General features: G+C 65.0%; 7 protein-coding genes. 2 read left to right on the top strand and 5 right to left on the bottom strand.

Features of this window, described 5'->3' with window-relative positions; genetic code table 11:
* Positions 1 to 109: 109 nt before the first annotated feature.
* From HGR_RS02170 to HGR_RS16685, 5 genes are all read right to left on the bottom strand, one after another.
* Positions 110 to 1,048, bottom strand: coding sequence for a LysR family transcriptional regulator (locus HGR_RS02170; RefSeq protein ID WP_006296426.1), 939 nt, complete (start codon positions 1,046 to 1,048; stop codon positions 110 to 112).
* A gap of 568 nt (positions 1,049 to 1,616) precedes the next feature.
* On the bottom strand, positions 1,617 to 4,208 hold the full coding sequence (locus HGR_RS16690) for an ATP-binding protein (protein WP_006296425.1): 2,592 nt from the start codon (positions 4,206 to 4,208) through the stop codon (positions 1,617 to 1,619).
* A gap of 182 nt (positions 4,209 to 4,390) precedes the next feature.
* The gene (locus tag HGR_RS02160; RefSeq protein WP_006296424.1) at positions 4,391 to 4,762 is read right to left on the bottom strand and encodes a DNA-binding transcriptional response regulator; all 372 of its coding nucleotides are present in this window, start codon (positions 4,760 to 4,762) and stop codon (positions 4,391 to 4,393) included.
* Positions 4,763 to 4,877: 115 nt separating this feature from the next.
* Positions 4,878 to 5,624 (bottom strand): response regulator transcription factor, encoded by a 747-nt coding sequence (locus HGR_RS02155; protein ID WP_006296423.1) that lies wholly within the window; start codon positions 5,622 to 5,624, stop codon positions 4,878 to 4,880.
* 129 nt (positions 5,625 to 5,753) lie between these two features.
* Positions 5,754 to 8,660: a sensor domain-containing protein gene (locus HGR_RS16685; protein WP_006296422.1), complete on the bottom strand. Its 2,907-nt coding sequence runs from the start codon at positions 8,658 to 8,660 to the stop codon at positions 5,754 to 5,756.
* Positions 8,661 to 8,825: 165 nt separating this feature from the next.
* Between HGR_RS16685 and mutS the strand changes: the two genes are divergently transcribed.
* Both mutS and HGR_RS02140 read left to right on the top strand, forming a co-directional pair.
* The gene (gene mutS / locus HGR_RS02145) at positions 8,826 to 11,456 is read left to right on the top strand and encodes a DNA mismatch repair protein MutS (RefSeq protein WP_406564749.1); all 2,631 of its coding nucleotides are present in this window, start codon (positions 8,826 to 8,828) and stop codon (positions 11,454 to 11,456) included.
* Positions 11,453 to 12,304: an alpha/beta fold hydrolase gene (locus tag HGR_RS02140; RefSeq protein WP_006296420.1), complete on the top strand. Its 852-nt coding sequence runs from the start codon at positions 11,453 to 11,455 to the stop codon at positions 12,302 to 12,304. The genes mutS and HGR_RS02140 overlap by 4 nt, the downstream gene beginning before the upstream one ends.
* The last annotated feature ends 1 nt before the right edge of the window (position 12,305 follow it).

Genomic DNA, 12,305 nt, shown 5'->3' with positions numbered 1-12,305 from the left:
CCCTGTCTTTCCTTCGATGTTTGGGTGGAGTCTAGGTCCGGGTTCTGCGGGGGGGAAATGAAGAATCGGCATGCGGGGCATGCGATGCGGGAATGGAAACCCAAAACCGTCATTTCAAGTCCCCCGCCAGCTCGGCAAAGGCATGCACGGACCGGGCCACCGCGATCCAGGTGCGTGCCGTGGGAGAGAGACGCGCCGCCCGGGCCCAAGCCAAGGTATAGATCCACTGAGGCTGGAAACCCTCGAGCGGCAAGGCGACCACCATGGGATGCAGGCGGTTGAGCGCCAGTGCCCGAGGCAAGAAGCCTATGCCGATGTTCTCGGCCACCAGCTCATGGATGAGGCCGACCTGCGAGGTCTTGATCGCCACGGGCGCCAGAATGCCGGCCTGGGCCAGGGCACCCACCACCATCTCATTGAGTTGACATTTCTCCTCGAACAGCACGAGTTGCTGATCCTTGAGGTCAGCTATGCCGACACGGGTACGCAGGGCCAGCGGATTCTCGCGCGACACCACCACGTAGACCGGCTCACGCTGCAACTCCAGCACTTCCAGCCCTGGGTCACGAGGCGACACCAGCCCCGCAAGGTCCAAATCCCCCTTCAGCAAGCGACGCACGATCTGGCTTTCCGATTCGACGGCGATGGAAATTTCCACATCGGGATAACGACGGCGGAACTCCGCCAGCGCCCGACCAAAGAAGGTGCTGGTCTCCATGCGCGAAAACCCCAGTTTGAGGGTGACGTATGGGCTGCCCGCCAAGGCGTGCAGTTCGTCCGCGAGCAGTTCGCGCTGCGCCAACATGACCTGGGCACGGCGGTAGACGATTTCCCCGACGCGGGTCAGCTCGATGCCACGCCGGTGGCGTCTCAGCAAGGGCTTGCCGACTTCGTTCTCAAGTTGACTGATGACCTTGCTGACCGTCGATTGCGTGGCGTGGATGACTTCCGCCGCGCGCGTGAATCCTCCATGCCGTACCACTTCCGCAAAAACACGCAGGTGGCGGAATTCAACGTTGGGCCGCCTGGGAAAACCAATGGAATTCATTGCCGGTACCGATGTGCGAATGGGTTTCTCAACCTTCACGGACAGCGGCGTCCCGGCCGCAACCGTCTGAAATCTGCCAGTGCATCGGACTCGGATCGGCGGGCGCATGCACAGAGCATGTGACGCGCCGTGACACCCCGTGCCTACCTTGAAGCAGGAGCGCGCCGAGTCTAGATTTGCGCGTCGCGTATGAGAAGTGAAAAGTTCGAATGCTTTCAATTCCAATTTGGAATAGAGATGAATAACCTCCGTTGGAACACTCCGCACGATCGAGCTGACGGCTTATCGAACAAGACGCAGCGCACGCCGAGCTTGTGCCCCTGCCACTGTGGAAGGACTGTGTTGGTGCACGATTTCAGATCGGGTGTTACGAATTTCAACCGCAACACAGCGCGGGGCCAGGCGGCCGAGAGAAGTGCAACAAAGTCGTAACAGGCACGTTGACAAACGAGCTACGGCCTCGACCCAGGGTCGAGCCATCACGTTCAAGATCCGTGCTCGACCGGGTGGTGGGTTATTGCAAACAACGGGTGTCTGGCGGGCGTGCTGGGGAGCTGGGGCGGGCGATTCAGCGCGCCTCGCCGGGGTCGGAGGTGTGGGCGCCGTCACCTTCATGTGGCGCCCACACCGTGTCGACGCGAGCCCGACGATCGCTCGCGGACTTCAGCACCCGGGCGATGCAGACCGCGATGTCCCGCGCCGAGACGGGCTTGTGCAGCACGGCATCGATGTTGACGGACTGGATGCGCGGCTCCAGACCCGCGCCGCCATGGCCCGTCATCAAGACGACGGGCAGCAGGGGCCGCAAGACCCTGAGACGCGCTATGAGCTCGGCACCACTCAACTCGGGCAGTTGCTGATCGGTCAGGACCAAGTCGAAGCGGTCGGCATCGGCCTGGAAGGCCTGCAAGGCCTTGGTGCTGGAGGTGTAACCCACGGCCTCGTACCCCAGCGCCGCGAGCGAGTCCTCGAGCAACTCGACCAAGGCCGGCTCGTCGTCCACCACCATGAGCGTTTCACCCCGCCCCATCGGCGGCGGGGGTGGAGGCTCTTGCGGCACGGCATCCAGCTCTCCTTGCGAGGGTAGCCAGATGGTGAAGGTCGAGCCTCGGCCCAACTCCGAGACGACGTCGATCGTGCCGCCCAGCTCCGCGACGATGCCGTGCACCACGGACAGGCCCAGCCCAGCCCCCTCGCCCACGGGTCGGGTGGTGAAGAAGGGATCAAAGGCCCGATCCAGGGTTTGGGCCTCCATGCCTCGACCGGTATCCTGCACTTGGAGTCGGACATAGTCGCCGATCTTCAGAACGCCATGACAACAATGCGTGTCCGTCTGAATGTGCTGTTGCGACAGCGAGACCGTCACGGTGCCCTGGCCATCAATGGCCGCGATGGCATTGGTGCACAAGTTCATCACGATCTGGTGCAGCTGGGACACCTCGCCCAAGATGGCCGCCCGAGGGGCCGACAGGCGAGGCCGCAGCTCGACGCCCTCGGGCAGCGTCGGTGCCAGCAAGGTCATCGCTTCTTCCACCAGGGGCTGAACGGCAACCCGCGTTTTTTCTCCGTACCCGCTGCGGCTGAAATCGATGATGCGCCGAACCAAGGCCTTGGCCCGCTGCCCTGCTTGCATCACGCGATCCAAGTAGCGAGCCTGCGTGCTTTCTGGCTCGGCAAGGCGCTGTGCCATCTCGCCGTAACCCAGGATGGCGCCCAGGATGTTGTTGAAATCATGGGCGATGCCGCCTGCCATGGTTCCCAGCGACTCCAGGTGGCGGGCTCGCAACAGCTTGGCTTCCAGCTGGCGCTTTTCCACCTCGGCCGCCTTGCGATGACTGACGTCCCGAGTCGTCCAGTAGAAACGGAAGCAATCTTGAATCGCATCGCCATGCACGCAACCGCGAGCGTGGATCCAATGCCAATCGCCCTGGCCGTCCTTGACCCGGTACTCCGCCTCGAAGAAGCGGGCATCCCCTCGCAAATGCGTTTGCATGGCCGCGATGAGCACGTCTCGGTCATCGGGATGGACGCGTGTCATCGCGCGGAACTGCTCGAAGGAAAGATCGTCGCCATCCGCGAGGAAGTGCATCTCGCGCCAGCGCGGGGACAGGTAGATCGTGTCTTGCTGCAAATCCCATTCCGCATGACCTTCGTTGGCCGCCTCCATGACCAGCGCGTAGCGCTGCTCGCTCAAGGACAGTGCCTGCTCGTGCTGGTCCAGCTTGCGCAACTGGCGCAAGGCCAGCAAGACCGAGATCAGCACGCACACCGCCAGAATCAGCGTTCGCACGAGCATGTGCTGCGTTTCGGTGTGCCAGCCCCGCAGGATCTCTGCCTCGTCGCGCGATAAATAGATGACCAGAGGATGGCCTGGCACGCGCGCGGCGGCGACCACCCGGGGTCGTCCATCGTTCAACCGCCGCAAGTGCAACCCTCCGTCGTCAGGCGGCACCAGTCCATCTAGCCCGGTTTGAACTGGCGTTGGCGGCAAGCTGAGCGGCCCGTCGCTGCGCTGGCTCGGGGTGATGAGTGGCGTGCCATCGAGGAAGGTGACGTGCATCTCCGTCTGGCTGCCGAAATCGATGCTGTCATAGGTCGCGCAGAGCTGGTCAAGTCGCACGGTCGCCGACACAACGCCCGCGAAACGACCTTGCGCGTCGTTGACGCGGCGTGACATCACCAGGCCCATGCGGCCAATGGCCTGCGAAAAGAGGGGCGCGTTGATGTAGAGGCCCGCGTCCTCGTTGTCCCGGTGAACTTGGAAGTACGGGCGCTGCGTGAAGTCGGCGGGCCGGGTGCTCAGGGGCGAGGAGCGGTAGCGCTGCGCGCCGCCCGCATCGATCAAATTCAGCATCGCCACCTGAGGTACGAGTTCGGACAAGGTGGTCAGCGTGCGGTTGATGTCCACGTCGGGCAAGCGGTGACCCTGCTGCTGGTACCACCAGGCCGTGTCACGCAGGAGCACGTTGACGGTCTGCAGGCTGCGCTCGGTTTCCACGGCCAAGAGCCGGGAGAAGTTACCGAGCTCGCGCTCCGAGGCCTGGTAGATCTGGTCGCGCTGGTACCAGGCGTCATAGGCCGAGGAACCGGCGAATACCAGCGTGAAGGCCACGCCCGCGAGGATGACCGCGTATCGCATCAGGGAAGTGCGGTTCTGCATGGCGATCTCGACGGAGCCTAAGTCCTGTTCACACTCATTGCGCGAGTGCGAACGGGTTGCGTCCCAAAGGCCATGCGCGGTGTGGCGAAGCCTTGCCGGCGGGTGACCCCGGCCGCGTTTCGCGCCTCGCGCATGGCCTTTTTGATCCGCAACGCATCTCGGGTAATGAGTATGAGCAGGCCTTAGGTCACCGCCATCAGCGTCCGAGCGGCCTGCAGCAGCAGTTCGCGCTCGCAGGGCTTGGGCAAGAGCATGTCCACGCCGAGTCTGCGTGCCGCTTCACCGCCCGCAGCGATCCCCTCGCGCGCCTGAGTGGAGAGTCCCAGCAGAGGAACCCCGGGGTACAGCGTGCGCAGGCGGCGGATGTTGTCCGCGCCCTGGCGCCTGTCGTTGCCCAGGTCAACGACAACCAGGCTAGCGCCAACGGCTGGCAAGACTTGCCGACCGTCAAAGGACAGCACGCCTGGACGGATTTCCTCCAGCCATTCGACCAGCAAAGCACGCACCAGTGGATCGAATTCGATGACGATCACCCATTCCAGCATTTCGAACATGGCTCCCTGGGACTGCGGTGTGTCCGCGCCGCATTGAAACGCAGGCAGCAAGCTGCTTGATTTCAACGCAATTTCAGCCGAGCAGTCCGTGTTGCAGCTGAAACATGCGCGTTGCTCACGTCACGGGTTCGACCGACGTGTCGAAAACATACCCCGCGCCGCGTTCGGTGCGGATGTAGCGAGGCGTCGAGGCGTCCAACTCGATCTTGCGTCGCAGCCTCAGGATTTGCACGTCGATGGCGCGGTCGTACACGGCGCCCGCGTCGCGGCGCGTCATCTCCAGCAACTGATCCCGGCTGAGCACCCGGCCAGGAGCCCGGCACAGGGCGTGCAGCAAGCTGAATTCACCCAAGCTGAGTTCAATCTCGCGCGCGTCCGGCGCGCGCAGGCGACGCAGTCGCAGATTCAACTCCCAGCCTTCAAAACGGTAGGCACGAACCCCGGAAGCCGGCTCGATGGTGATCGACCCGGTTTCGAAAACCGCTGATGCGTAGCGTCGCAACACCGCGCGGATGCGCGCCAGCAACTCTCTCAAGCTGAAGGGCTTGACCACGTAGTCATCGGCGGCAAGTTCCAGACCCATGACCCGATCCGCCTCCTCAGACCGGCCGGTGAGGATGATCACCGGCAGCGCCCGTCGCTCACGCAGCTCACGCGCGAGGTTCAGGCCACTCTCTCCATTGAGGCGCAAATCCATCAGGACGAGTTGGACCGTCGACTGGCGCAGTACCTGGTGCATCTCGGCGCCATTGCGCGCGGCGCTGACCCTGAAATCATGCTCGGAGAGGTAGTGCCCCACCATCTCGGTGATGGCGGGATCGTCATCGACCACCAGAATGTGCGGCGCCTTCAGCGTATTCACAGCGTGTTCTTGTGCAGGAGAGAGCAGACCTCGCGGGCGATCCCGCGCCCAACCCGACACGGGCCCATGTGCGGCAGGCCCGGCATCCCTCGTGTTCACGGCAAGCCCCTGTGTCGCTCGCGCGTCGCGTCAATGCCCCAGCAGTCCTGGCCGGCCGAACAAATACCCTTGAAACAGGGTACAGCCATTGTCCCGCAGAAAATCGCGCTGGCCCTCGGTTTCGACGCCCTCGGCCACGGTCTGCAAGCCCATGCTCTGCGCCAGGGCCAGAATGGTGCGCACGATGACGGCATCGTTGGGATCGGTGAGCACGTCACTGACGAAACTGCGGTCGATCTTGAGAGCATCCAGGGGCAGTCGCTTGAGGTAATTGAGTGATGAATAGCCCGTGCCAAAGTCGTCCAGGGAGAAGCGCACACCGCGCGCGCGCAGCTCGGCCATCTTGCGGATGGCATCTTCCACCTCCGAGATGAGCAGGCTCTCGGTCAGCTCCAGCCGCAAACGCTGCGGATTGACGCCGGTCTCGTCGATCACCGCCAGCACCTGATCCACGAAATCACGTTGGCGGAACTGACGCGCGCTGACGTTGACGGCGAGACTCAGCCCCTGGGTGTCCAGGCCCCGGCTCCACGTCACGAGCTGGTGACAAGCGGCGCGCAGCACCCACTGCCCAATTGGCAGGATCAGGCCACTCTGCTCGGCCAGGCCAATGAAGCTGCCGGGCGCCAGCACGCCCCGCCGAGGGTGATTCCAGCGCAGCAAGGCTTCGTATCCACGCACACCGCCGGCCGCGTCGACCACGGGCTGGTAGTGCAACAGCAGTTCCTGATTCTGCACCGCCTGACGCATGTCCGCGTCCAGCGCGGCGCGTGCCAGCACGGCGGCCTGCATTTGCGGGTCGAAGAAGCGCAGCGTGTTGCGTCCCGCCGCCTTGGCCTGGTACATGGCCAGGTCGGCGCGCTTGAGCAGTTCGTCCACGCCCTGGGCGCCGCCACTGAACACCGTGAGGCCGATGCTGGGAGAGCTGTTGTGCTCCCGCCCCGCCAGCTCATAGGGCGCGTTCAGCCGCTTGAGGATTTTCTCTCCGACGCGCTCGGCATGCGCCGCTGCCTCGTTCTCGTCTTCGTCCAATTCCAGCAGCATGACGACGAACTCATCGCCCCCCAGGCGCGCCGCGGTGTCGCTCTCGCGCAGACAGCTCAGCAGTCGCTGCGCGACCTGCTTGAGCAGCAGGTCGCCCACGTCATGGCCTAGCGTGTCGTTGAGGTCCTTGAAGTTGTCCAGGTCCAGGAAGAAGAGCGCGCCATGCCGCTTGGTGCGCGCGCAGGCGGCTTGGGCTTGGGCCAGACGATCGAGCAGCAGGCGGCGGTTGGGCAAACCCGTCAGCGTGTCGTAGAACGCCAAGCGCTGGGTCTCCCCCTCGGCACGCTTGCGGTCGCTGATGTCGCGCCCAATGCCTCGATAACCACGGAAGCGTTGACGCGCGTCGAAGATCGGCGCACCGCTGATGGACACCCAGTACTGCTGGCGATGGGCGCCCATGCGCAGCAGCTCCAAGTCACGGAAGGGCTGGCGCGACTCCAGTACTTGGCGATGAACCGCCCAGTCTTCCTCGCTCATGTTGAGGGCACCGATTTCCCAGCGGGTCTTGCCCAGGATTTCGGCTTCGCTGCGCAGGATCTTGTTCTGCTGATAGCCCACGAAATGGATGAAGCGCAGTTGCTCGTCCGTCTCCCAATACCAGTCTGAGGACAGATCGGTCAGGCTACGGAAGCGAGCTTCGCTGTCCTGCAGGCGCTGCTCGGCCAGCTTGCGGTCGGTGATGTCCGAGACAGAGCCGTAGGCGACAAGGTGGTCCCCCTCCAGGCGGTTGATGGCGTGGCCCAGCAGCCAACGCTCCCATCCGTCCTCACCGATGATGCGGAACTCATGCGACCAGATGCCCCCGTCGAAATGGGCGGCGTCCATGCTGTGGCGCACGCCGTCGCGGTCCTCGGGATGCAGGCGATTGAACAGCAGTGACGCATCGCGCCGAGCCTCCTCGGCCTCCACGCCGAACAACTTTCGCACACCGGGGCTGAGAAAGGGAAAGACTTCGGTGCCATCGCCGCGCCGCTCGTACAGGAAGAGCATCAGCGGCACGTGGCTGGTGATCTTCTCGATGAAGGCGAGCTGTTCGCGCAGCACGAGGGCGGCCTCGGTCTCGGCCGTCACGTCGAGGATGACGCCAAAATCCAGGAAGCTGCCATCGCTGTTGCAATGGCGGTGGATGCGCGCGCGGCGCCAGCTCACGCCACCCTCCGGCCCCATGATCCGGTACTCGAACACGCGCCCATCCATGGCCTCGCGCGCCTCCAAGTAGATTTGCAAATCCTCGGGGTGAATGCGGCGTCGGGCCTCCTCGACCGTCAGCATCGCGGGGGTCTGCGCACCCGACATCTTCTGCAAGCCCGGAGAGAAATACACACTCTTGCCGTCGCTGCTCCAGTGCCCTACCCGGGCCAGCTCCTCGGTCAGCGCATACAGGTCCAGCTGTGCCGCCAGACGGTCATTCGCGAGGTTCTGCGCCACCACACCTGAGGGCGAGGTGCCCCCGGTGTCGCGCACGGCGGTGATGTCTTCCATGGAGAGCAGGACGTGCCGCCCGTCGGAGGCCCGGAGCCCGTCCAGCGAGGAAGCGTTGATCCGCACCCGGCGTGGCCCGCGTCCGTGATCCTTGAACCAGACCCGAACTTCGCGGGCCTTCAGGCGACCGTGCACGCCAATCTGAGCCCAGCAGTCCTGGCCCTCTTGAGGGTCAACCCAGCAGCCCAGTTCCACCAAGGTGCGCCCCTGCACCTCCTCAAGGCTGTATCCCGTCAGCGCCAGCCATCCCTGGTTCGCGCGGACCAAGCAACCGTCCTTGTGCCGGATCAAGACGGCGGCACCTGGACTTCCATCAAAAACAGCCTGAAACAGGCTGTGTTGCGCCATGCGTTCCTCATCGCTCGGGCCACCGCCCGGGTCACGCGCCTTGCCGTCGTTGAAAGCTGTCATGAAATCCCTGATTGCTGTAGTCACCAAGCCTTGTGGATGCGGAGTTCCCGGCTTTTTTGTTTCATTATGTGACCAGATGGTAATCGATGGCCCTGTTGATAGACTCCCGCCCGTATGCCCTCAGCCTCCCCCGACGCGACCACCCTTTCAGCCCACACTCCCATGATGCAGCAGTACCTGAGCCTGAAGGCCGGGTACCCGGGCACGCTGCTGTTCTACCGCATGGGGGACTTCTACGAACTGTTTTATGAGGACGCTGAAAAAGCGGCACGGCTGCTCGACATCACCTTGACCCAACGCGGCCAGTCCGCGGGTCAGCCGGTGGTCATGGCCGGGGTGCCATTTCATTCGGTGGAAACCTACCTGGCGCGCCTGATCAAGCTGGGAGAATCCGTCGCCATTTGCGAGCAAGTGGGTGACGTGGCCACCGCCAAGGGGCCGGTCGAACGCAAGGTGGTGCGCGTGGTCACCCCAGGCACCTTGACCGACAGCGCCCTGCTCAGTGAAAAAAGCGAATCCCTGCTGCTGGCCTTGCACCAAGGTCCGCGCAACAGCGTCGGACTGGCCTGGCTCAGCGTCACCCAAGGCGAGGTGCACCTGGCGGAGTGCGACGCCGACGATGTGGCCGAGTGGCTGCTGCGCATCGCGCCCGGTGAGCTCATCTACAGCGCGGGCGTGTCGCCCGCCTTCGAACAGCGCCTGCAGGCGCTCCAACAGGGGAGCCTGTCCGCGCCCCTGTCGATTCGCCCGGAATGGCAGTTCGACGCCACGCTGGGGCGCGAGCGGCTGCAGACCCTGCTGCAGACCGCCAGCCTGCAAGCCTGGAGCGCGCAGGACTGCCCCCTGGCGCACGCCGCCGCCGCCGCCCTGCTGGCCTATGCCGAACACACCCAGGGCCGCGCCCTCAGCCATGTGCATGGCCTGCGCGTGCAACGCCAGGATGAGCAGATTGACCTGCCGCAGACCACGCGCCGCAACCTGGAGCTGGTGCAGACCCTGCGCGGCGAGGACTCGCCCACGCTGTTCTCCTTGCTCGACACCTGCATGACCGGCATGGGCAGCCGCCTGCTCAAGCGTTGGCTGCTGGAGCCGCCACGCGACCGCGCGGTGGCGACGGCCCGCATCGCGGCCATCACGCTGCTGCGCGCGGGTGCGCCGGGCGGCAGCGCCCATGGAGGCCCCTGGCAGAGGCTGCGCGAACAGATCAAGGGCAGCAGCGACGTGGAACGCATCGTCGCGCGCATCGCGCTGCGCCAGGTGCGGCCGCGTGAATTGACCGGGCTGGCGCAGACCTTGGTGAGAACGGCCACGCTCTCACCCCTGCTGGCCGACAGCCTGCGCGTGCCCGAGGCCCGCGCTGACTTGCTGGCCGAGCTGGCGCGGGACCTGCAACCGCCCCCCGGTTGCGGTGACTTGCTGACGCGCGCCCTGCTGGCGGAACCGGCCGCCCTGGTGCGCGACGGCGGTGTGATCAACGATGGCTTCGACGCCGAACTGGACGAGCTGCGCGCCATCCAGACCCACAGCGACGGCTTCCTGCTGGACATGGAGGCGCGCGAACGCGCCCGCACCGGGATCGGCAACCTGCGGGTGCAGTACAACAAGGTGCACGGCTTCTACATCGAAGTCACCAGCAGCAACCTGGACAAGGTGCCCGAGGATTACCGGCGCCGCCAGACGCTCAAGAACGCCGAGCGCTACATCACCCCCGAACTCAAGACCTTCGAGGACAAGGCCCTGTCCGCGCAAGAACGCGCCCTGGCCCGCGAGAAATGGCTGTACGAGCAATTGCTGGAGCAACTGGACGACTTTCTGCCCACGCTCACGCGCCATGCCCGCGCCCTGGCCGCGCTGGATGCGCTGTGCGCGCTGGCCGAGCGCTCACTCACGCTGGGCTGGAACGCGCCGGTCTTCGTCGCCGAACCCTGCATCGCCATCGAGGCGGGACGGCACCCAGTGGTCGAGGCCAGGCTGGCGGAGAACAGCGGGGGCAGTTTCATCGCCAACGACACCCAGCTCGGACCACGCCAGCGCATGCAGATCATCACCGGACCGAACATGGGCGGTAAGTCGACCTACATGCGGCAGGTGGCGCTCATCGTGCTGCTGGCGTCCATGGGCAGCTACGTGCCCGCCGCGTCATGCCGGCTGGGGCCGATCGATGCCATTCACACCCGCATCGGCGCGGCGGACGACTTGGCCAACGCGCAATCGACCTTCATGCTGGAGATGACCGAGGCCGCGCAGATCCTGCATGCCGCCACGCCGCATTCCCTGGTGCTGATGGACGAGATCGGGCGCGGCACCAGCACCTTCGACGGCCTGGCCCTTGCAGGCGCCATTGCCAGCCAGTTGCACGACAAGACGCAAGCCTTCACGCTCTTCGCCACCCATTATTTCGAGCTGACCGAGTTCCCCAGCCAGCACCGCGCTGCGGTGAACGTGCACGTCAGCGCGGCCGAAACCACCGGCCCCTCGGGCAAGGGCGGCCATGGCATCGTCTTCCTGCACGAGATTCAGAGCGGCCCGGCCAGCCGCAGCTATGGCATCCAGGTGGCGCGCTTGGCCGGCATGCCCGCCGCCGTGCTGCGCCACGCGCAACATGCGCTGGAAGCCCTGGAGCAATCCGCCAGTCAGTCGCGCGCGCAGGTGGACCTGTTCGCGGCGCCGCCAGAACCTGAGTTGGCCGTCCCCAGCGCGGTCGAGGCGCGGCTGGCCGAGATCGACCCCGACACCCTGAGTCCGCGCGACGCGCTGGACGCGCTCTACGCGCTCAAGAAGCTGGCCCATTCATGAAACAGAACCTTCCGCCCATCGTCTTCTCGCACGGCAACGGGTTTCCAGCGGGCACCTATCGCCAGCTGCTTGAGGACCTGCGCCAGCGCGGCTTTCGGGTCAGCGCGGTGGAGAAATTTGGCCACGATCCGCGCTACCCCGTCACCAGCAACTGGCCGCACCTGGTGCAGCAACTGGCGGACTTCGCCAGCGAAGAACAGCAAAAACATGGCGAGCCCGCCTTCCTGGTCGGCCATTCACTGGGCGGTTTCCTGAGCCTGATGGCGGCGGCGCGCCACCCTGAACTGGCCCTGGGTGTGCTGCTGATCGACTCGCCCATCCTGGGCGGCTGGCGCGCGGCGAGCGTGGGCGTGGTCAAGCACACCCAGTTGATCGGCGCCATCTCGCCGGGCGCCATCAGCCGCAAGCGGCGCGACAACTGGCCCGACGCCGACGCGGCTTACGAGCACTTCCAACACAAGAAAGCGTTCGCGCACTGGCAACCCGAGGTGCTGCGCGACTACGTGCAGCACGGCATGCACGATGAAGACGGCCCCACTGGCAAGGTGCGCGTGCTGAGCTTCCGCCGTGAAGTGGAAACCGCGATCTACAACACCCTGCCCCACCACCTGGACAGCCTGCTCAAGCGCCATCCGCTCAAATGCCCGGTGGCCTTCATTGGTGGGCGGCATTCGGCGGAGATGCGTCAGGTCGGCATGGCCATGACGGAGAAGGTGACCAAGGGCCGCATCATGATGCTCGATGGTTCGCACCTCTTCCCCATGGAGCAGCCTGTCGCCACGGCGGCGGCCATCGAAGCCTCCCTGCGCAACCTGCTGCGCGTGCGCGCGCTCAAGCAGGCGCGCTGAA

The sequence above is a fragment of the Hylemonella gracilis ATCC 19624 genome (genome assembly GCF_000211835.1).
GTDB lineage: Bacteria > Pseudomonadota > Gammaproteobacteria > Burkholderiales > Burkholderiaceae_C > Hylemonella > Hylemonella gracilis.
Note: the sequence above shows the minus strand (reverse complement) of the source record. Positions and strands in the feature narration are given on the sequence as shown.

Coding starts and splice junctions, on each gene's coding strand:
- HGR_RS02170 (WP_006296426.1), bottom strand. CDS start 1,048: ATGAATTCCATTGGTTTTCCCAGGCGGCCCAACGTTGAATTCCGCCAC.
- HGR_RS16690 (WP_006296425.1), bottom strand. CDS start 4,208: ATGCAGAACCGCACTTCCCTGATGCGATACGCGGTCATCCTCGCGGGC.
- HGR_RS02160 (WP_006296424.1), bottom strand. CDS start 4,762: ATGTTCGAAATGCTGGAATGGGTGATCGTCATCGAATTCGATCCACTG.
- HGR_RS16685 (WP_006296422.1), bottom strand. CDS start 8,660: ATGACAGCTTTCAACGACGGCAAGGCGCGTGACCCGGGCGGTGGCCCG.
- mutS (WP_406564749.1), top strand. CDS start 8,826: ATGCAGCAGTACCTGAGCCTGAAGGCCGGGTACCCGGGCACGCTGCTG.
- HGR_RS02140 (WP_006296420.1), top strand. CDS start 11,453: ATGAAACAGAACCTTCCGCCCATCGTCTTCTCGCACGGCAACGGGTTT.